The sequence below is a fragment of the Streptomyces sp. NPDC002328 genome, from assembly GCF_042890065.1.
Taxonomy (GTDB): Bacteria; Actinomycetota; Actinomycetes; order Streptomycetales; family Streptomycetaceae; genus Streptomyces.
Map to the genome: position 1 here is coordinate 1,120,226 of NZ_JBIARQ010000001.1, position 20,523 is coordinate 1,140,748.

At 71.3% G+C, this 20,523-nt stretch carries 15 protein-coding genes; 6 read left to right on the forward strand and 9 right to left on the reverse strand.

From position 1 onward, the window contains the following. Positions 1-30: 30 nt before the first annotated feature. From mmsA to iolC, 5 genes are all read right to left on the reverse strand, one after another. Positions 31-1,533 carry a CoA-acylating methylmalonate-semialdehyde dehydrogenase gene (mmsA, locus tag ACFYX4_RS04985; RefSeq protein ID WP_389325884.1) on the reverse strand — a complete coding sequence of 501 codons (1,503 nt, stop codon included), beginning with the start codon at positions 1,531-1,533 and terminating at the stop codon, positions 31-33. Positions 1,534-1,547: 14 nt separating this feature from the next. Next, on the reverse strand, positions 1,548-3,455 hold the full coding sequence (gene iolD / locus ACFYX4_RS04990) for a 3D-(3,5/4)-trihydroxycyclohexane-1,2-dione acylhydrolase (decyclizing) (RefSeq protein ID WP_389325887.1): 1,908 nt from the start codon (positions 3,453-3,455) through the stop codon (positions 1,548-1,550). Further along, positions 3,452-4,285, reverse strand: a complete 834-nt coding sequence (iolB, locus tag ACFYX4_RS04995) for a 5-deoxy-glucuronate isomerase (RefSeq protein ID WP_389325890.1) — start codon at positions 4,283-4,285, stop codon at positions 3,452-3,454. The genes iolD and iolB overlap by 4 nt, the downstream gene beginning before the upstream one ends. A 7-nt stretch (positions 4,286-4,292) precedes the next feature. Continuing rightward, positions 4,293-5,129: a deoxyribose-phosphate aldolase gene (locus ACFYX4_RS05000; RefSeq protein WP_389326747.1), complete on the reverse strand. Its 837-nt coding sequence runs from the start codon at positions 5,127-5,129 to the stop codon at positions 4,293-4,295. Between the two features lie 272 nt (positions 5,130-5,401). Continuing rightward, the gene (gene iolC / locus ACFYX4_RS05005) at positions 5,402-6,352 is read right to left on the reverse strand and encodes a 5-dehydro-2-deoxygluconokinase (RefSeq protein WP_389325893.1); all 951 of its coding nucleotides are present in this window, start codon (positions 6,350-6,352) and stop codon (positions 5,402-5,404) included. Positions 6,353-6,522: 170 nt separating this feature from the next. Here iolC and ACFYX4_RS05010 point away from each other — a divergent pair, with 170 nt between their 5' ends. The 3 genes from ACFYX4_RS05010 (at position 6,523) to ACFYX4_RS05020 (ending at position 8,649) form a co-directional block, all read left to right on the forward strand. Then, positions 6,523-7,467 (forward strand): sugar phosphate isomerase/epimerase family protein, encoded by a 945-nt coding sequence (locus ACFYX4_RS05010; RefSeq protein ID WP_389325896.1) that lies wholly within the window; start codon positions 6,523-6,525, stop codon positions 7,465-7,467. Between the two features lie 337 nt (positions 7,468-7,804). Continuing rightward, the gene (locus ACFYX4_RS05015; RefSeq protein WP_389325900.1) at positions 7,805-8,017 is read left to right on the forward strand and encodes a helix-turn-helix transcriptional regulator; all 213 of its coding nucleotides are present in this window, start codon (positions 7,805-7,807) and stop codon (positions 8,015-8,017) included. A 56-nt stretch (positions 8,018-8,073) separates the two neighbouring features. Further along, positions 8,074-8,649, forward strand: a complete 576-nt coding sequence (locus ACFYX4_RS05020; protein ID WP_389325903.1) for a GNAT family N-acetyltransferase — start codon at positions 8,074-8,076, stop codon at positions 8,647-8,649. Here ACFYX4_RS05020 and ACFYX4_RS05025 read toward each other — a convergent pair. Both ACFYX4_RS05025 and ACFYX4_RS05030 read right to left on the reverse strand, forming a co-directional pair. Then, positions 8,630-9,673, reverse strand: a complete 1,044-nt coding sequence (locus ACFYX4_RS05025; RefSeq protein ID WP_389325906.1) for a zinc-dependent alcohol dehydrogenase family protein — start codon at positions 9,671-9,673, stop codon at positions 8,630-8,632. The genes ACFYX4_RS05020 and ACFYX4_RS05025 overlap by 20 nt on opposite strands. Before the next feature lie 90 nt (positions 9,674-9,763). Beyond that, the gene (locus ACFYX4_RS05030; RefSeq protein ID WP_389325909.1) at positions 9,764-12,079 is read right to left on the reverse strand and encodes an MMPL family transporter; all 2,316 of its coding nucleotides are present in this window, start codon (positions 12,077-12,079) and stop codon (positions 9,764-9,766) included. Between the two features lie 202 nt (positions 12,080-12,281). Between ACFYX4_RS05030 and ACFYX4_RS05035 the strand changes: the two genes are divergently transcribed. From ACFYX4_RS05035 to ACFYX4_RS05045, 3 genes are all read left to right on the forward strand, one after another. Next, positions 12,282-12,941 carry a TetR family transcriptional regulator gene (locus ACFYX4_RS05035; protein ID WP_389325913.1) on the forward strand — a complete coding sequence of 220 codons (660 nt, stop codon included), beginning with the start codon at positions 12,282-12,284 and terminating at the stop codon, positions 12,939-12,941. A gap of 116 nt (positions 12,942-13,057) precedes the next feature. Then, positions 13,058-13,297 carry a heavy-metal-associated domain-containing protein gene (locus ACFYX4_RS05040; protein ID WP_389325916.1) on the forward strand — a complete coding sequence of 80 codons (240 nt, stop codon included), beginning with the start codon at positions 13,058-13,060 and terminating at the stop codon, positions 13,295-13,297. Positions 13,298-13,343: 46 nt separating this feature from the next. After that, a complete protein-coding gene (locus ACFYX4_RS05045) occupies positions 13,344-15,620 on the forward strand; it encodes a heavy metal translocating P-type ATPase (RefSeq protein WP_389325920.1) in 2,277 nt (758 codons plus the stop codon). A gap of 1,005 nt (positions 15,621-16,625) precedes the next feature. Here the strand turns inward: ACFYX4_RS05045 and ACFYX4_RS05050 are convergent. Together ACFYX4_RS05050 and ACFYX4_RS05055 are read right to left on the reverse strand one after the other, a co-directional pair. Next, positions 16,626-17,924: a citrate synthase gene (locus tag ACFYX4_RS05050; RefSeq protein ID WP_389325924.1), complete on the reverse strand. Its 1,299-nt coding sequence runs from the start codon at positions 17,922-17,924 to the stop codon at positions 16,626-16,628. 219 nt (positions 17,925-18,143) lie between these two features. Next, the gene (locus tag ACFYX4_RS05055; RefSeq protein ID WP_389325927.1) at positions 18,144-20,396 is read right to left on the reverse strand and encodes an ATP-dependent RecD-like DNA helicase; all 2,253 of its coding nucleotides are present in this window, start codon (positions 20,394-20,396) and stop codon (positions 18,144-18,146) included. Positions 20,397-20,523 lie beyond the last annotated feature (127 nt).

A 20,523-nucleotide genomic window follows, 5' to 3' on the forward strand; every position in this document is an offset into this window, starting at 1 on the left:
CGGGGAGAGGGGAGAACGGGGCGGTGGGCGTCAGTGGTTGCGGGGGAAGCCCAGGTCCACTCCTGACGGGGCGTCGGCCGGGTCCGGCCAGCGGGTGGTGACGACCTTGCCTCGGGTGTAGAAGTGGGTGCCGTCGTTGCCGTAGATGTGGTGGTCGCCGAAGAGGGAGTCCTTCCAGCCGCCGAAGCTGTGGTAGCCGACGGGGACCGGGATCGGGACGTTGACGCCGACCATGCCGGCCTCGATCTCCAGCTGGAAGCGGCGGGCCGCGCCGCCGTCGCGGGTGAAGATCGCGGTGCCGTTGCCGAAGGGGGAGCTGTTGATCAGGGCCACGCCGTCTTCGTAGGTGTCGACGCGCAGGACGCACAGCACCGGGCCGAAGATCTCGTCCTGGTAGGCCTTCGCCGTCGTCGGCACCTTGTCGAGGAGGGAGATGCCGATCCAGTGGCCGTCCTCGAAGCCGTCCACCGTGAGGCCGGTGCCGTCGAGGACCACCTCGGAGCCCTCGGCCGCCGCGCCCTGGACGTACGAGGCGACCTTGTCGCGGTGGACCGCCGTGATCAGCGGGCCCATCTCCGACGTGGGGTCGTTGCCGGGGCCGATCTTGATCTTCTCGGCGCGTTCGCGGATCTTGTCGACGAGCTCGTCGCCGATGGCTCCCACGGCCACCACCGCCGAGATGGCCATGCAGCGTTCGCCGGCCGAGCCGTACGCCGCGGACACCGCCGCGTCGGCCGCCGCGTCCAGGTCCGCGTCCGGCAGGACCAGCATGTGGTTCTTCGCCCCGCCGAGAGCCTGGACCCGCTTGCCGTTCGCGGAGGCCGTGGTGTGGATGTAGCGGGCGATCGGGGTCGAGCCGACGAAGGACACCGCCTTGACGTCCGGGTGCTCCAGGAGACGGTCGACGGCCACCTTGTCGCCGTGGACGACGTTGAAGACGCCGTCCGGCAGACCGGCCTCCGACAGGAGCTCGGCGAGCTTCAGCGACGCCGACGGGTCCTTCTCGCTCGGCTTCAGCACGAACGTGTTGCCGCACGCGATGGCGATCGGGAACATCCACATCGGGACCATCGCCGGGAAGTTGAACGGCGTGATGCCGGCGACCACGCCCAGCGGCTGGCGGATCGAGGAGACGTCCACCCGGCTCGCCACCTGCGTGGACAGCTCGCCCTTCAGCTGCACGCTGATGCCGCAGGCGAGGTCGACGATCTCCAGGCCGCGGGCGACCTCGCCGAGCGCGTCGCTGTGCACCTTGCCGTGCTCGGCGGTGATCAGCTCGGCGATCTCGTCGCGGTGCGCGTCCAGCAGCGCGCGGAACTTGAACAGGATCGACGTGCGCTGGGCCAGCGAGGACTGCCCCCAGGTGAGGTAGGCGTCCTTGGCGGCGGCGACGGCCGCGTCCACCTCGTCCACCGTCGCGAACGCGACCTTCGTGGTGACCGCGCCGGTGGCCGGGTCGGTGACCGGCCCGTACGTACCCGACGCCCCTTCGACGGACTTGCCGCCGATCCAGTGGTTGACGATCTTCGTCATGACCGAGTGCTCCTTCACAGATGGCGGCGTCGGGTTGAGACGTGCCGTTCGTACAGCTCACGGGCCTTCACCGCCGACGAGCGGGTCGCGGTCTCGGCCACGGGTACATCCCACCAGGCCTGCGCCGGAGGCGGGCCCGACACTGTGTCTGCCGTTTGGGTCTCGACGTAGACACAAGTGGGAGTGTCGGCGGCGCGCGCTTCGGCGAGGGCCGCGCGCAGCTCGCGGACGGTCTTCGCTCGCAGCACCCGCATGCCCAGGCTGGCCACGTTCGCGGCCAGGTCGACGGGCAGCGGCGCGCCGGTGAACGTGCCGTCCTCGGAGGTGAAGCGGTACGCGGTGCCGAAGCGCTCGCCGCCCACCGACTCCGACAGACCGCCGATCGAGGCGTAGCCGTGGTTCTGCACGAGCAGGATCTTGATCGCGATCCCCTCCTGCACCGCCGTGACGATCTCCGTCGGCATCATCAGATAGGTGCCGTCGCCGACCAGCGCCCAGACGTTGCGCTCGGGGGCGGCCAGCTTCACGCCGATCGCGGCGGGGATCTCGTAGCCCATGCAGGAGTAGCCGTACTCCAGGTGGTACTGGTCCCGCGAGCGCGCCCGCCACAGCTTGTGCAGATCGCCGGGGAGCGAGCCGGCCGCATTGATGATCACGTCCGACTCGTCGACCAGGGCGTCCAGCGCGCCGAGCACCTGCGGCTGCGTCGGGCGGACGTCGGGCTCCTCGGCCTCGTAGCAGGCGTCGACGCGCTGCTCCCAGCGCTCCTTGTCGTCGCCGTACTCGGTGACGTACGCGTCCGCGACGCGGTGGCCGTGCAGCAGCAGTGCCTCGGTCAGCTCCTGGAGGCCGCTGCGGGCGTCCGCGACCAGCGGCAGCCCGGCGAGCTTGTGGCCGTCGTACGGGGCGATGTTGAGGTTGAGGAAGCGGACGCCGTCGGCGGCGAAGAGGGTGTTCGAGGCGGTGGTGAAGTCGGTGTACCTGGTCCCCACGCCGATGATCAGGTCGGCCGTGCGGGCCAGTTCGTCGGCCGTCGCGGTGCCGGTGTGGCCGACGCCGCCGACGTCCTGGGGGTGGTCGTGGCGCAGGGAGCCCTTGCCGGCCTGGGTGGAGGCGACCGGGATGCCGGTGGCCTCGGCGAACTCGGCGAGGGCCTCCTCGGCGCGGCTGTGGTGGACTCCGCCGCCCGCGACGATCAGGGGCCGCCGGGCCGACCTGATCGTGGCGACGGCTTCGGCGAGTTCGGCGGGGTCGGCCCCCGGACGCCGTACGGACCAGGTGCGCTCGGCGAAGAACGCGTCCGGCCAGTCGTAGGCCTCGGCCTGGACGTCCTGGGGCAGCGCGAGGGTGACCGCGCCCGTCTCCACGGGGTCGGTGAGGACGCGCATCGCCTGGAGGGCGGCCGGGATCAGGGCCTCGGGGCGGGTGACGCGGTCGAAGTACTTCGACACCGGGCGCAGGCTGTCGTTGACCGACAGATCGCCCGCGTAGGGGACTTCGAGCTGCTGGAGGACGGGGTCGGCGACCCGGGTCGCGAAGACGTCGCCCGGCAGGAGCAGCACCGGGAGGTGGTTGATCGTGGCGAGGGCGGCTCCGGTGACCAGGTTGGTCGCGCCGGGGCCGATGGACGTCGTCACGGCGTGCGTGGAGAGGCGGTTGGACTGGCGGGCGTAGCCGACGGCCGCGTGGACCATCGACTGCTCGTTGCGGCCCTGGTGGAACGGCATGTCGTCGGCGTACTCGACGAGCGCCTGGCCGAGTCCTGCGACGTTGCCGTGGCCGAAGATGCCCCAGGTCGCGCCGATCAGCCGCTGCCGCACGCCGTCGCGCTCGGTGTACTGGGCGGCGAGGAAGCGCACCAGTGCCTGGGCGACCGTCAGCCTCGTCGTCGAGGTCCGCGTCGTCGAGGTCTGCGCCGTCATCGGTAACCCCCTGTGCTCTCTACGTGGTCCGGGTGGAAGCAGATCCGCCACTCCCGGGTCTCGCCCGGACCCGCCATGACGTTCAGGTAGTACATGGCGTGGCCGGGCTGGGCGATCGACGGGCCGTGCCATCCGTCGGGGACGAGGACGGCGTCGCCGGAGCGGACCTCGGCGAGGACGTCGGCTCCGCCCTCACGCGAGGGGGACACCCGCTGGTAGCCGACGCCGTTCGGGCCGTCGATCTCGAAGTAGTAGATCTCCTCGAGCTCCGACTCCACGCCCGGCCGGTACTCGTCGTGCTTGTGCGGCGGGTACGAGGACCAGTTGCCGCCGGGGGTGATCACCTCCACGGCGATCAGCTTGGCGCAGTCGAAGGCGTCGGCGGAGGCGAAATTGCGCACCAGGCGGGCGCAGTTGCCGCTGCCGCGCTCTTCGACGGAGACCTCCGGCGCGGGGCCGTAGCGGGCGGGGAGTTGTCGCTCGCACTTCGCTCCTGCCAGGGCGAAGCGGCCTCCCGCGCCGGAGGCGATCTGTGCCCGGGCGTCACGGGGTACGTACGCGAAGTCGGAGACTCCGGCGAACACGCTTTCCCTGCCCAGGAGTTGGAACTCGTTTCCGTCTGTCCGGACCGTACACGCGCCTTCGAGGGGGAGGACGATCCATTCGCTGTCGCCGGTGTCGAAGGCGTGCGTGCCGCCCGGCTCCAACGCGACGATCCGCAGGCTGCTGTGGGTCCAGCCGGCGCGCTCGGGGTCGATGGCGAGGGAGTAACCGCCTTCTGCCGTCGCGCCGTCGGGGACGTACAGGTCGTTGTGCCGCTTGTTCGTCATGCCACCCTCACAGCAGTCCTACGGCGGTGTCCACGGCGGCGGCGACGTTCCCGTCCGCCGGGTACAGCAGGGAACGGCCGACGACCAGGCCCCGGACGGTGGGGAGTCGCAGCGCCCCGCGCCACTTCTCGTACGCGGCGTCCTGGTCCGCCATGGAGCCGCCGACCTCGCCGCCCAGGAGCACGGCGGGCAGGGTGGAGGTCTCCATGACCTCGGCCATGTCGTCGGGGTTGTCGGTGACCGGCACCTTCAGCCAGGTGTAGGCCGAACTGCCGCCCAGGCCCGAGGCGATGGCGATGGACTTGGTGACGGCCTCGGGCGAGAGGTCGTTGCTCAGCTTGCCGTCGGGGGCGCGGCGGCTGATGAACGGCTCGACGAACAGGGGCAGTCTGCGGGCCGCCATGTCGTCGATCGCGCGGGCGGTCGTCTCCAGGGTGGTGAGGGAGCCGGGGTCGTCGTAGTCGATGCGGAGCAGCAGCTTGCCCGCGTCGAAGTTGAGGCGCTCGATGTCCTCGGCGCGGTGGCCGGTGAAGCGGTCGTCGAGCTCGAAGACCGCGCCCTGGAGGCCGCCGCGGTTCATCGAGCCCATGACGACCTTGCCGTCGAGGGCTCCGAGGAGGAGCAGGTCATCGAGGATGTCGGCGGTCGCGAGGACGCCGTCCACGCCGGGGCGGCTCAGCGCGAGGCAGAGGCGTTCGAGCAGCTCGGCGCGGTTGGCCATGGCCAGCCTGTCACCGCCGGCGCCGAGCGCGCCCCGGGCGGGGTGGTCGGCGGCGACGATCATCAGCCGACCGGAGTCGTCGAGCAACGGCCGTCGGGGGCGCCGGGCGGCGGCCTCGGCGATGGCCTCGGGGTAGTGCGTACGGAGTCGGACGAGTTCGGAGACGTCGACTTCGGGGAGGCCGCCGGGGGCGGTGGGGGTGGTCGGGGTGGAGGCGGTCGCGCCCGGGGCGGTCGCGCTGGGGGCGGTCGCGCTGGGGGTGGTTGCGTCGGCGGTGGGCGCGGTGGAGGTGGGCGCGGGCTTTCGTGGTGGCGGTGTGCCGGGGGGCGTGGCGTCCGGGGTGTGGGGGGTGTTCGCCACGGCGTCCTCCCTGGCGTCCTCCCTGTGGTTCGCCCTCACCGCACCGCTCCGGCGGTGAGCGCGGCCTCGACCTCGGCCGGGGTCGGCATCGCCGAGGAGCACTCCAGGCGGGAGGCGACGATGGCGCCGGCGGCGTTGGCGTGACGCATGATCCTCTCCAGGTCCCAGCCGGCCAGCAGGCCGTGGCAGAGGGAGCCGCCGAAGGCGTCGCCCGCGCCGAGGCCGTTCAGGACCTCGACGGGCAGCGGCGGCACCTCGGCCGACTCGCCCCGGCTGTTCACCGCGAGGACCCCCTTCGGGCCCTGCTTGACGACGGCCAGCTCCACGCCGGCGTCCAGCAACGCCCGCGCCGCGGCGTGCGGTTCGCGCAGCCCGGTGGCGACCTCCACCTCGTCCAGATTGCCGACGGCGACCGTGGTGTGCTTCAGGGCCTCGGCGTAGAAGGGGCGGGCCGCGTCCGGGTCGGTCCAGAACATGGGGCGCCAGTCGAGGTCGAAGACCGTCGTGCCGGCCTTCGCGCGGTGGGCGAGGGCCGCCAGCGTCGCCGTACGGCTGGGCTCCTCGCTCAGGCCGGTGCCGGTGACCCAGAAGACGCGCGTCTCACGGACGGCGTCGAGGTCGAGCTCATGGGCGTCGATCTCCAGATCCGGCGCCTTGGGGCGGCGGTAGAAGTAGAGCGGGAAGTCGTCCGGCGGGAAGACCTCGCAGAAGGTGACGGGCGTCGCCAGCCCGGGGACCGCGGTGACCCAGCGGTCGTCGACGCCGAAGTCGCGCAGGGCCTCGTGCAGATAGACGCCGAAGGGGTCGTCGCCGGTGCGGGTGATCACCGCGGTGTCGCGGCCGAGGCGGGCCGCGGCGACCGCGACGTTCGCGGCCGAGCCGCCGAGGAACTTCCCGAAGGACGTGACCTGCGGGAGCGGCACACCCGTCTGAAGCGGGTACAGGTCCACCCCGATCCGCCCCATGGTGATCAGGTCGTACGCCATCGAGATCCCTTCGTGTCGGCCCGCACCCGGTCCCGGACGCGCCGCCGTGTCGATCGCCGTGTCGGCTCTCCACGGCTTTCTAGCCCCGCGCGATGCGCCCTGTCAATGTTTTGTCCAGACATTCGGACGAGCCCTTGACACCCCTTCGGTGAGACTTCACGCTGACGGCCATGACGTCGTTGTCACCTCAGCCCTCGCCCCGGTCCACGGATTCCGGTTCCGGCGCGTCCCGCATCCGGATCGGATCGGCCCCCGACAGCTGGGGCGTCTGGTTCCCGGACGACCCGCAGCAGGTGCCCTGGCGGCGCTTCCTCGACGAGGTCGCGCAGTCCGGCTACGAGTGGATCGAGCTCGGCCCCTACGGATATCTGCCGACCGACCCGGCCGTCCTCACCGAGGAGACCGCCAAACGTGGCCTGAAGGTGTCGGCCGGCACGGTCTTCACCGGGCTGCACCACGGCGAGGCCGTGTGGGAGAAGACCTGGGCGCACGTCGCGGACAACGCGGTGCTCGCGCAGGCCATGGGCGCCTCCCATCTGGTCGTCATCCCGTCCTTCTGGCGGGACGACAAGACCGGTGAGGTGCTGGAGCCGGACACCCTCACGCCCGAGCAGTGGCGCAACCTCACCTCGCTTACCGAGCGGCTGGGGCGGGAGGTGCGGGAGCGGTACGGGCTTCAGATCGTCGTCCACCCGCACGCCGACACCCACATCGACAGCGAGGACAACGTCGTCCGGTTCCTCGACGGCACGGACTCCGACCTGGTGTCCCTGTGCCTCGACACCGGGCACTACGCGTACTGCGGCGGCGACAGCGTCAAGCTGATCGAGACCTACGGGGAGCGGATCGGGTACCTGCACCTCAAGCAGGTGGACCCGGAGATCCTCGCGGACGTGCGCGCGAAGGGGACGCCGTTCGGGCCGGCGGTCGCCCAGGGCGTGATGTGCGAGCCGCCCGCCGGAGTGCCGGCGCTGGGGCCCGTGCTGGAGGCGGCGCGCAAGCTGGACGTCGATCTGTTCGCGATCGTCGAGCAGGACATGTACCCGTGCGAGCCGGACACTCCGCTGCCCATCGCTCAGCGGACTCGGGCGTTTCTGCGGTCCTGCGGAGCATGAGCCTCCGGCGGTGGGGCGGGTTCGCCTAGGCGTCTGCCGGGTGCCCTTGCAGGGCGGGTGCGGGGTTCGTCGTGGCTTGGCGCGCAGTTCCCCGCGCTCCTTAGGGGGGTTGCAGCTGACGGGTGTGATGTTCTGTGTCACTTCTGTCACGAAGGCCGCGTTTGTGTCACGTATGTCATGTGTGCGCGGGCGGGGTGTCACGGGGTGTCCACAGCCGCATCCATGCGGTCACTCTGTGTCGTTGAGGGGGCAATGGCTTGGTGATCGTCAGCGCAGCGCCCGGCCCCCCGGGCGGCCTTCCGGCCGCCGTCCCGGCGCGCGCAGGGAGGTGCGGCCCATGACCGACCGGCGGCTCTGGTCCTACAAGGAGATCGCGGCGCACATCAAGGTGCAGCCGGACACCGTACGGTCCTATCGAAAGCACGGGCTGCTGCCCGCGCCCGACCAGGTGGAGGGCGGCAAACCGTACTGGTACGCGGACACCGTCCGTGCTTGGGTCGCGTCCCGGCCCGGCAACCGCAGCCGCAGCCGCAGCCGCAGACAGGTCTGAGACGGCGGAGAAAAATGGTTCTGTGCCCCGCCCTCCGGTGGGGCACAGTGCTTCCCATGGATCTCGGTACCGACTTCGGCGTCAAACCGCTCCTCACGGGTGAGAAGACCGTGCTGCGGCCCTTCGCGGAGGCCGACGCGGACACCATGTGGGAGATCATCGGCGACCCCGAGGTGGTCCGCTTCACCTTTCCGGCGAACGGCGAGCTCACGCGCGAGCACGTGCGGTCCTGGTACGCCACCCGCTCCGCGCAGCCCGACCGGCTCGATCTCGCCGTCACCGACCGCGCGACCGGCGAACTCGTCGGCGAGGTCGTCCTGCACGAATGGGACCCTGACGCCCGCAGCTGCACGTTCCGCACGCTGCTCGGGCCCCGGGGGCGCGACCGGGGGCTCGGCACCGAGGCGACCCGGCTCATCGTCGGCCATGGCTTCGAGCGACTGGGGCTGCACCGGATCCAGTTGGAGCTGTACGGCGACAACGCCCGCGCCCGCCGCGCCTACGAGAAGGTCGGTTTCGTGGTGGAGGGGGTGCGGCGGGAAGCCGCGTTCCGGGGCGGGGTGTGGGTGGACGAGATCCTGATGGCGCTCCTGGACCGGGAGTGGGCCGCCCTCACCGCCACGGCTCGATGACCGTCACCCCGGCCCCCGGCGCCGTCCCCATCGCGGCCAGCGCCTCCGGTACGGCGTCCAGCGCGATCGTCGACGTCACCAGCAGGTCGGGGCGCACCGCACCCGCCCGGACCAGTTCGAGCATCTCCGGATAGGCGTGGGCGGCCATGCCGTGGCTGCCGAGGAGTTCGAGCTCCAGGGCGACGGCGCGGGCCAGCGGGACGGGGGTGGTGCCGTCCGCCGAGGGCAGCAGGCCGACCTGGACGTGCCGGCCGCGGCGGCGCAGGCCGTTCACCGACGCGGCGCAGGTGGCCGGCGAGCCGAGGGCGTCGAGGGAGAGGTGGGCGCCGCCGGCGGTCAGCTCACGGACCGCCGCCGCGGTGTCCGGCGTCTCCCGCGCGTCCACGCACGCCGCGGCGCCGAACTTCCGGGCGAGGTCCAGCGCCTTCGGGGAGACGTCCACGGCGACCACCCTCGCCCCCGAGGCGGCCGCGATCATCACCGCCGACAGGCCCACCCCGCCGCAGCCGTGCACCGCCGTCCACTCCCCCGCCGCGACCCTGCCCTGCCGCACGACCGCCCGGAACGCGGTGGCGAACCGGCAGCCGAGGGAGGCGGCGGTGGCGTACGACAGGTCGTCGGGGACGGCGACCAGGTTCACGTCGGCGTGGTCCAGGGCCACGTACTGGGCGAAGGAGCCCCAGTGCGTGAAGCCGGGCTGGGTCTGGCGCTCGCACACCTGGTGGTCGCCCGCCGCGCAGGCGGGGCAGGCGCCGCAGCCGCACACGAAGGGCACGGTGACCCGGTCGCCGGGGCTCCAGCGCGTGACCCGGGCGCCCACCTCCTCGACGACCCCGGCGAGTTCATGACCGGGGACGTGCGGCAGGGCGATGTCCGGGTCGTGGCCCATCCAGCCGTGCCAGTCGCTGCGGCACAGGCCGGTGGCCTCGACCCGCACCACCACTCCATGGGGTGCGGGCCGGGGGTCGGCCACCTCCCGCACCTCGGCGGGTTCCCCGTACCGCTCGAAGACCACTGCCCGCATCCCACGACTCCCTCGGCCGGCTTCCGGACTCCCCGGGCATCACCCGGAGATCACCCAGCACGCTAGCCGCTGCGCGGAGAGGGCTCTGTGTCAGCGTCGGGCCGTGGTCGCCTGGCGGGCGGGTTCCGGGGCGTCCTCGGGGGCGGGGTGCTCCGCGGCGGCGAGGTGCTCCGCGGGCGGGTTCACCGGTGCCGGCTCGCCTTCGCTCAGGCCGAAGCGTCGGTGGAACCTGCGCAGCGGCGCCGGCGCCCACCAGGTGGCCCGGCCCGTGAGGCGCATGATCGCCGGGACCAGGAGGCTGCGGACGACCATCGCGTCCATCAGGACCGCCAGCGCGATGCCCAGGCCGAGCATCTTGGTGTTGGTCACGCGCGAGGTGCCTATCGCGACCATCACCACGGCCAGGATGACGGCCGCCGCGGTGATCAGACCGCCCGTGCGCTGAAGGCCCAGCCTCACCGCCCCCTCGTGGTCCCCGGTCCGGTCGTACTCCTCCTTGATGCGGGAGAGCAGGAAGACGCCGTAGTCCATGGAGAGGCCGAAGGCGACGCAGAACATCAGGACGGGCAGCGTCGTCTCGATGGAGCCGGGGCTGGTGAAGCCCAGGAGTCCGGAGAGGTGGCCGTCCTGGAAGACCCAGACCACCGCGCCGAACATCGCCGTCAGACTCAGGGCGTTGAGCAGCACCGCCTGGACCGGTATGAGCACGCTGCCCGTGAGCAGGAAGACCAGGAGCAGGGTGACGATCGCGATGAAGGCCACCGCCCAGGGGAGCTGCTCGGCGATCGCGTGCTTGGAGTCGACCAGGACGGCCGCCGTGCCGGTCACCTTGGTGTCGAAGGGGGCGTCCAGCGCGCGCAGGTCGCCGACCAGGCGCTGCGCGGCGTCGTCGACGGCCTCGCCCTCGGGCTGCACCGTGAAGTAGGCCGTGTCGCCGTTCACCAACGGGCCGTCCACCCGGGCCACTTCGGGCAGGTCGGCGACGCGGGCCTTGTAGCCCGCGTACTGGGCCTCGGTCGCGCTGCCCTCGGCGAGGACGTCGAGGCCGCCGCCGGGACTGCCCGGGAAGCCGTCGCGGATGTGCTGCTGCACCACGTGGGACTCGGCCGTGGAGGGCAGTTGGCGGTCGTCCGCGGTGCCGAACCGCACGCCGAGGAAGGGCAGGCCCAGGACGACGAGGACGGCCGTCGTCGCCAGGGCGAAGAAGGGGGCGCGGCGCATGACCAGCGTCGCCGTGCGCGCCCATGCCGCACCGCCCTCCGTGCCGGGGGCCTCGCCGGCTTCCTTCGTCGGTCGGTTTCTGCGGAACAGGCGGCGCAGGTCCAGGGAGTCGACGCGGTGGCCGAGCAGGATCAGGGCGGCCGGGAGCAGGATCAGGGCCGCCGCGGCGGCCAGCACGACGACCGCGATGCCCGCGTAGGCGAAGGACCGCAGGAAGTACTGGGGGAAGACGAGCATCGCGGCCAGGGACACCGCGACCGTGAGCGCGGAGAACAACACCGTGCGCCCCGCCGTGCGCAGGGTGGTGGCGATGGCGGCCGGCGGCTCGGCGCCGCCCGTTAGTTCCTCGCGGAAGCGGCGGACGATGAACAGGGCGTAGTCGATGGCGAGCCCGAGACCGAGGGCCGTGGTGAGGTTCATCGCGAAGATGGAGACGTCGGTGAACTCCGCGAGGCCGCTGAGCGCCGCGTTGGTGCCCAGGATGGCGACGATGCCGACGCCTAGCGGCAGCAGGGCGGCGACCGCGCTGCCGAAGACCATCACCAGCAGCACCAGCGTGATCGGCAGGGCGATGATCTCGGCGCGGAGGAGGTCCTCCTGGATGGTCGTCTGCATCTCGTGCCGTACGGCGACCATGCCGCCGAGCTTGACCTCCAGCGGGCCGTGCGTGCCGCGCAAGGAGGGGGCTATGCGGTCGAGGGTCTCGCCCATCGCCTTCTCGTCGCCCGTGAGGCGGGCGGCGATCAGCGCCTCGTGGCCGTCCTCCGCGCGCAGGGCGGGGGCCTGCGCTGCGGGCGCCTGCCAGTAGGAGCCGACGCCGACGACGCCCTTCTCGCCGGCCAGCCGCTCCACGAGCCGGGTCGCCTCTGCGGCGACCGCGGGATCGTCGACCGAGGCCCGGCCGGCGTCGACGAGCAGCAGCAGATTCGGCTGGGAGTCGGGGAACTCGCGCTCCAGGGCCTTCATCGCGTAGGTGGACTCCGCGGCCGGGTCCTCCCAGCCGCCGCTGCCCAGCCGGTCGGCGACCCCGCTGCCGGCCAGCACCGCGAGGACGGTGAGCAGCAGGGCGGCGAGCAGCGTCAGCCGGGGGCGCGCGGTCACGATGGGGGTACCTCCCGCGCGAGCGAAGCCGAGCGTGGGGGAGGGTCCAGCCCCGACGCGCGGCGGGCCATTGACTTCGGTCATCGTGCGGTGCCCCTTCACTTGACTCACCTGGATCCGCCGCGACCGCCGGGCGTGTTACGCCCCGGCGGTCCCGAACAGGCAGCATGGAGCTGCAATAGCCATAGACTGACAAACACGAGAAGTCGCTCGCGTTCTGCTGAGATCAAGAATGCGAGCGGTCACTCGCGTTTGTCAATCACGTCCGGAGAACTGGGGATAACGCGTGCCCGACACCGCCGAGAGCCGGGGCGAGAGCCCGGAGAAGGAGCAGCCGCGCCGCCGCCAGGCCCGCGGCGAGCGCCGCATCGCCCAACTCCTGGAAGCCGCCGCGTCGGTCTTCTGCACCACCGGCTACACGGCCGCCAGCACCAACGCCATCGCCCGCGAGGCCGGCGTCTCCCCCGGCACGCTCTACCAGTTCTTCCCGAACAAGGAAGCGATCGCGATCGAGCTGGGCGGCCGGCTCATGCACGAGATGCGGGAGACCTACGGCGAGGCGCTCACCCCGGTCGACCCCGCGACCCCGCTGGAGGAGGCCGTCGACGCCGCCGTCGACCGGCTCATCGCCTTCAACTGCGAGCACCCCGTGTTCTTCGCCCTGATGCACGGCCCCGACATCCCGGGCCGCATCGCCGAACAGCACGACGCGCTGCACACCACGCTGCTCTCCCGGATCGAGGACGTGCTCATTTCGTTCCTGCCCGCCGCGCCGCCCGCCGACCTCACCCGGACCGCCCACATGTGTTTCGGCATCTACAAATCGGGCCTGGAGCTGATCCTCGGCCACGAGGGCGCCGAGCGGGACGCGTACGTCCAGGAGCTGAAGGACGTCCTCATCCGCTATCTGGAGCCGCTGGCGGGCGACCGCCTCGGCAAGGGCTGACACCCCCCGCGGCAGGGCCGAGCCTCCTTTGAGAAATACCCCCTAGGGGTATAGTGTCCTGACTGGGGGCCTCTCACGGACCCCATCGGCCCCACATCTCGACGAGGAGCAACGACATGACCGCCCACACCGACACCACGGGCTCCGTCACCACCGTCTTCAAGGTGAGCGGGATGAGCTGCGGCCACTGCGAGGGCGCCGTCTCCGGGGAGATCTCCGAACTCCCCGGCGTCAGCTCGGTGCAGGCCGTCGCCTCCAGTGGCGAGGTCACCGTCGTCTCCGCCGCCGCGCTGGACGAGGAGGCCGTGCGGGCCGCCGTCGACGAGGCCGGCTTCGAGCTGGTCGGCCGCGTCTGAGCCTGATCCGAGGCGCCCCTACCCGTTCGCCCTCTGGAGTACGGACATGTCGAGCACCACAGCCGCAGGGACCCCGACAGCCGACGCCGCCGTCCCTCCGAAGGCGGGCGGAACCGCCGAGGTCGAGCTGCTCATCGGCGGTATGACCTGCGCGGCCTGCGCGGCCCGCGTCGAGAAGAAGCTCAACCGGATGGACGGCGTCACCGCCACGGTCAACTACGCGACGGAGAAGGCGAAGGTCACGTACCCCGCCGGGATCGAGGTCGCCGACCTGATCGCCACCGTCGTGAAGACCGGGTACACCGCCGAGGAGCCCGCGCCGCCCGCCCCGGACCCCGAGCCGGCCGAGGAGGCGCCGGCCGATCCCGAGCTGAGGGAGCTGCGGCACCGGCTCCTCGTCTCCGCCGCCCTCGCCGCGCCCGTCGTGCTCCTGGCGATGATCCCGGCATTCCAGTTCGACAACTGGCAGTGGCTGTCGCTGACCCTCGCCGCGCCCGTGGTCGTCTGGGGCGGTCTGCCGTTGCACCGGTCGGCCTGGACGAACCTGCGGCACGGCGCCGCCACCATGGACACGCTCGTCTCCATCGGCACGCTGGCCGCGTTCGGCTGGTCGCTGTGGGCGCTGTTCTTCGGCCACGCGGGCATGCCCGGCATGCGGCACCCCTTCGAGCTGACCGTCTCACGGACGGACGGCTCCTCGGCGATCTACCTGGAGGTCGCCGCCGGCGTCGTCGCCTTCCTCCTCCTCGGCCGCTACCTGGAGGCCCGCGCCAAGCGGCGCGCGGGCGCGGCGCTGCGGGCGCTGATGGAGCTGGGCGCCAAGGACGTGGCCGTGCTGCGGGACGGGCGCGAGGTGCGGATCCCGGTGGACGGGCTGGCCGTCGGGGACCGGTTCGTCGTACGGCCCGGGGAGAAGATCGCCACCGACGGCACCGTCGTCGAGGGCGTCTCCGCGGTGGACGTGTCGATGCTGACCGGCGAGTCGGCGCCGGTGGACGTCGGGCCGGGCGACGCGGTCACCGGGGCCACCGTGAACGCCGGCGGGCGACTCCTCGTCGAGGCCGCCCGGATCGGCGCCGACACCCGGCTGGCGCGGATGGCGCGGCTGGTCGAGGACGCGCAGAGCGGCAAGGCCGAGGTGCAGCGGCTGGCCGACCGGATCGCCGGGGTCTTCGTCCCCGTGGTGCTGCTGATCGCGGCGGCGACCTACGGCACGTGGCTCGGGCTCACCGGGGACGGCGTGGCCGCGTTCACGGCGGCCGTCGCGGTGCTGATCATCGCCTGCCCGTGCGCGCTGGGGCTCGCGACGCCCACCGCGCTCCTGGTGGGCACGGGCCGCGGCGCGCAGCTCGGCATCCTCATCAAGGGCCCGGAGGTCCTGGAGAACACGCGCCGCGTCGACACCGTCGTCCTCGACAAGACGGGCACGGTCACCACCGGCCGGATGGCCCTCCAGGAGGTGTACGCCGCCGAGGGCGTCGACGAGAAGCGGCTGCTGCTGCTCGCGGGCGCCCTGGAGCACGCCTCCGAGCACCCGGTCGCCCGGGCGGTGGCCGCGGGCGCGGAGGAGCGGGCCGGGCGGCTGCCGGCCGTCGAGGACTTCGAGAGCGTGCCCGGTCGTGGCGTACGCGGGCGCGTGGAGGGCCACGAGGTGGCCGTGGGGCGGCTCGCCGAGAACGCCGGGGAGCTGCCGCCGGAGCTGGCGCGCGCGAAGGACGAGGCCGAGCGGGACGGACGTACCGCCGTCGTCGTGGGCTGGGACGGGGCGGTGCGCGGGGTGCTCGCCGTCGCGGACGCGGTGAAGGAGACCAGCGCGCAGGCGGTGCGGGAGCTGCGCGCACTGGGGCTGACGCCGGTGCTGCTGACCGGGGACAACCGGGCCGTGGCCGAGGCGGTGGCCGCGCGGGTCGGCGTCGACGAGGTGGTGGCCGAGGTGCTGCCCGAGGAGAAGGTCGAGGTCGTCAGGCGGTTGCAGGGTGAGGGGCGGGTCGTCGCGATGGTCGGCGACGGCGTCAACGACGCGGCGGCGCTCGCCACGGCCGATCTGGGGCTGGCCATGGGGACGGGGACGGACGCGGCGATCGAGGCGGGCGATCTGACGCTGGTGCGCGGGGATCTGCGGGTCGCCGCGGACGCCATCCGGCTGTCGCGGCGGACCCTGGGCACGATCAAGGGCAACCTGTTGTGGGCCTTCGGATACAACGTGGCCGCGCTGCCACTGGCCGCGGCGGGGATGCTGAACCCGATGCTCGCGGGGGCGGCGATGGCCTTCTCGTCGGTCTTCGTCGTGACGAACAGTTTGCGGCTGCGGACGTTCCGCTGAGCGGAGGGCTGCCGGAGTTCGGCCGGGAGCCGAATGGGGCCGACCGGGGGGCCGGAAGTTACCGGTGGTTAGGCGAACTCGAAACAACAGTCCCCCTGGAGTCCGGCGCGCGCCTCACATAAGCTCTTCACAAGGCTCGCGCATCATCCTTACGCTTGGGCCTCGATCGCCGTATCCGGGCTCTTGCGTAGCTAACGGGACATATGCAAGAGACACAGATCACAGTGACGTGAACGTAACCATCGAAGGGGTTCGAAGGTCTAAGTTGACGAATGTCAGCGAGCGTCTTGGGGGGCGCGAACTGGCATCTGGGGATGTCTTGGGGGACTTCCTCGGAGATGCGTTGCCGGGGCACGTACACCGGGAAGCTTTGAGCGGCCCTCCCAGCGTGCGTTGTCCCGGCAGATCGCAGACGGCAGGAGTACGACGAGTTCTGCTCGTTATGCTCAACTCCCGCCGGTAGGACAACCGCATATGGCATCAGCGATTCAGGCGCTGTGTCCTCACAAGCGCCCGGCCGGATCCCGTGGGGGGAATCCGCACCGGGACATGGGAAGGCGCCCTGGTCGTCGGCCCGTGGGGGGACCGGCGCACCAGGGCGCCTTCTGTTACGCCCGCCCGTCTCGCCACCGGAGACGGGCGCACAGCCATGCCCACGCCCCCCGAAACTCACCCTCAGAACGCCAGCAGGGGCTGCCCTGACGGACAACCCCTGCTCACAGCAGACAACCGCTCAGCCCCGCAGGGTTCAGCGCGCTTCGACCGGGATGAAGTCCCGCTCCACCACTGCGGTGGCAGTGTCACCTTGGGGGACAACCCCCGGACCCCCGGCCGCGCCGCCCGAAGGCACGCGCCGACCGAGCGGCACCCGGCCGGCAGCGGCTCAACACACGCCGCTCGGGCGGTCGTTCACCGCGGCCCGACCGGCAGGACGTCAGCTGGGCCCGGCCGGCAGGGCCCGGAGAGCCCCGGCCGGCACGACCACCGCGCTCAGCCCCGCAGGGTTCAGCGCTCTTCGACCGGGATGAAGTCCCGCTCCACCACGCCCGTGTAGATCTGGCGCGGGCGGCCGATGCGGGAGCCCGGCTCCTTGATCATTTCGTGCCACTGGGCGATCCAGCCCGGGAGGCGGCCGAGGGCGAAGAGGACCGTGAACATCTCGGTCGGGAAGCCCATGGCGCGGTAGATCAGGCCGGTGTAGAAGTCGACGTTCGGGTAGAGGCTGCGCGAGACGAAGTAGTCGTCGGAGAGCGCGTGCTCCTCCAGCTTGAGCGCGATGTCCAGCAGCTCGTCGGACTTGCCGAGGGCCGACAGGACGTCGTGCGCGGCGGCCTTGATGATCTTGGCGCGGGGGTCGAAGTTCTTGTAGACCCGGTGGCCGAAGCCCATCAGGCGGACGCCGTCCTCCTTGTTCTTCACCTTGCGGATGAAGGAGTCGACGTCGCCGCCCGCGTCGCGGATGCCTTCCAGCATCTCCAGGACGGACTGGTTGGCGCCGCCGTGCAGCGGGCCCCAGAGGGCGTTGATGCCGGCGGAGATCGAGGCGAACATGTTCGCCTGCGAGGAGCCCACCAGACGGACCGTGGAGGTCGAACAGTTCTGCTCGTGGTCCGCGTGCAGGATGAGCAGCTTGTCCAGGGCGGAGACGACGACCGGGTCGAGCTCGTACTCCTGAGCGGGGACCGAGAACGTCATGCGCAGGAAGTTCTCGACGTAGCCGAGGTCGTTGCGCGGGTAGACGAACGGGTGACCGATCGACTTCTTGTAGGCGTACGCCGCGATCGTCGGAAGCTTGGCGAGCAGCCGGATCGTGGAGAGGTTGCGCTGCTTCTCGTCGAACGGGTTGTGGCTGTCCTGGTAGAACGTGGACAGCGCGGAGACCACCGACGACAGCATGGCCATCGGGTGGGCGTCGCGCGGGAAGCCGCGGTAGAAGTTCTTGACGTCCTCGTGCAGCAGGGTGTGCTGCGTGATGTCGTTCTTGAAGACACTGAGCTCGTCGACGGTCGGCAGCTCACCGTTGATCAGCAGGTAGGCCACCTCCAGGAAGGTGGAGCGCTCCGCCAGCTGCTCGATCGGGTAGCCGCGGTACCGCAGGATGCCGGCCTCGCCGTCGAGGTAGGTGACGGCGGATTTATAGGCGGCGGTGTTGCCGTATCCGCTGTCCAGGGTCACGAGACCGGTCTGGGCGCGAAGCTTCCCGATGTCGAAGCCCTTGTCGCCGACGGTGCTGTCGATCACCGGGTAGGTGTACTCGCCGTCGCCGTACCGCAGTACTACAGCGTTGTTGGTGTGCTCGCTCACGTCATCCCTCACCGACGTTGTGCCTCTTCTTCGAGGTTGCCCTGACTGTCTCTACCATCCCCCATTTGGCGCAGGAGAGTGCACTCGGGGTCGACCATTGGGCTTGCTGGCGGCACTCAGTGCCGTCAACTTGCTCATCCTGCCGCCTTCGTCACGCTTGTGGAAGTGCCTTGTGACCTTCACGACTCATTTGATCGATCATTTTTGGGCCCGGCGAGGTCAGGAGCCCGTGAGGCGGAAGTCGAGTGCCGTGCAGCGCCGCCCCGCCGACACCGTGCGCACGGCCTGTCCGATCGCCTTGCGCGAACCGACCAGCACGACAAGCCTCTTGGCGCGCGTCACGGCCGTATACAACAGGTTCCGCTGGAGCATCATCCATGCTCCGGTGGTGACGGGGATCACCACCGCGGGATATTCACTGCCCTGTGAACGGTGGATCGTGACCGCGTACGCGTGCGCCAGTTCGTCCAGTTCGTCGAACTCGTACGGCACCTCCTCGTCCTCGTCCGTCCGGACCGTGAGGCGCTGGTCGACCGGGTCGAGCGCGGTGACCACGCCCACGGTGCCGTTGAAGACACCGTTCTCCCCCTTGTCGTAATTGTTGCGGATCTGCGTGACCTTGTCGCCGACGCGGAACACCCGGCCGCCGAACCGCTTCTCCGGCACGTCGGGGCGGCCCGGGGTGATGGCCTGCTGGAGCAGGCCGTTGAGGGCCCCGGCCCCCGCGGGGCCGCGGTGCATGGGGGCCAGCACCTGCACATCCCGGCGCGGGTCGAGGCCGAAGCGGGCGGGGAGCCTGCGGGCGGCCACGTCCACGGTGAGTCGGCCGGCCTCCTCCGTGTCGTCCTCGACGAAGAGGAAGAAGTCCTTCATGCCGTCGGTGACCGGGTGCTGCCCGGCGTTGATCCGGTGGGCGTTCGTCACCACTCCGGACTGCTGGGCCTGGCGGAACACGCGCGTGAGGCGCACGGCGGGCACCGGGCTGCCGTCGGCCAGCAGATCCCGCAGCACCTCGCCCGCGCCGACGCTGGGCAGCTGGTCGACATCCCCCACGAACAGCAGGTGCGCGCCCGGCGGCACGGCCTTGACCAGCTTGTTGGCGAGCAGCAGGTCCAGCATCGACGCCTCGTCGACGACCACGAGGTCGGCGTCGAGCGGACGGTCGCGGTCGTACGCCGCGTCGCCGCCGGGCTTCAGCTCCAGCAGGCGGTGGACGGTGGAGGCCTCGGCGCCGGTCAGCTCGGCCAGGCGCTTGGCGGCGCGGCCGGTGGGGGCGGCGAGCACGACCTTGGCCTTCTTCGCGCGGGCCAGCTCCACGATCGAGCGGACCGTGAACGATTTGCCGCAGCCGGGGCCGCCGGTGAGGACGGCGACCTTCTCGGTGAGCGCCAGCCGGACGGCGGCCTCCTGCTCGGACGCGAGGTCGGCCCCCGTGCGGGACCTGAGCCAGCCGAGCGCCTTGTCCCAGGCCACGTCACGGAAGCCCGGCATCCGGTCCTCGCCGGTGCGCAGCAGGCGCAACAGCTGCGCGGACAGGGAGAGTTCGGCGCGGTGGAAGGGGACGAGGTAGATCGCGACGACCTCCTCGCCGTGCTCACCGGGCACCTTCTCCCGTACGACACCGGGTTCGCCGGAGTCCTCGTCCGGCCGGGCCAGCTCGGCGAGGCACTCGATGACGAGCCCGGTGTCGACCTGGAGGAGCTTGACCGCGTCGGCGATGAGCCGCTCCTCGGGCAGGTAGCAGTGGCCCTGGTCGGCGGACTGGGAGAGGGCGTACTGAAGGCCCGCCTTGACGCGCTCGGGGCTGTCGTGCGGGATCCCGACGGACTGGGCGATCTTGTCGGCGGTGAGGAAGCCGATGCCCCAGACGTCGGCGGCCAGCCGGTAGGGCTGGTTCTTCACCACGGAGATGGAGGCGTCGCCGTACTTCTTGTAGATGCGCACCGCGACGGACGTGGAGACCTCGACGGTCTGGAGGAAGAGCATGACCTCCTTGATCGCCTTCTGCTCCTCCCAGGCGTCGGCGATCTTCTTCGTGCGCTTGGGACCGAGCCCGGGCACCTCGATCAGGCGCTTCGGCTCCTCCTCGATGATCGTGAGGGTGTCGACGCCGAAGTGCTGGGTGATGCGGTCGGCGAAGACCGGGCCGATGCCCTTGACCAGGCCCGACCCCAGGTAGCGGCGGATGCCCTGGACGGTGGCGGGCAGGACCGTCGTGTAGTTCTCCACGGTGAACTGCTTGCCGTACTGCGGGTGGGAGCCCCAGCGGCCCTCCATCCGCAGCGACTCGCCCACCTGGGCGCCGAGCAGCGCGCCGACGACCGTGAGGAGGTCGCCGCCTCCCCGGCCGGTGTCGACGCGCGCGACCGTGTAGCCGTTCTCCTCGTTGGCATAGGTGATGCGTTCGAGCACGCCTTCGAGCGTCGCCGTGCGCCGCTCCCCCGCCGGGGCCGCCCCCGCCTGATCAGACATGCTCCGACGGTACCGGCGGGGTCTGACATCACGATCCGGTCTCGGGGTATTGCCTTCCGGCCGTGTAATCGATTCCAATCGTCCGCACACAGCGATGTAATCGATTCCAAGGTTCATGGAGTCGGCT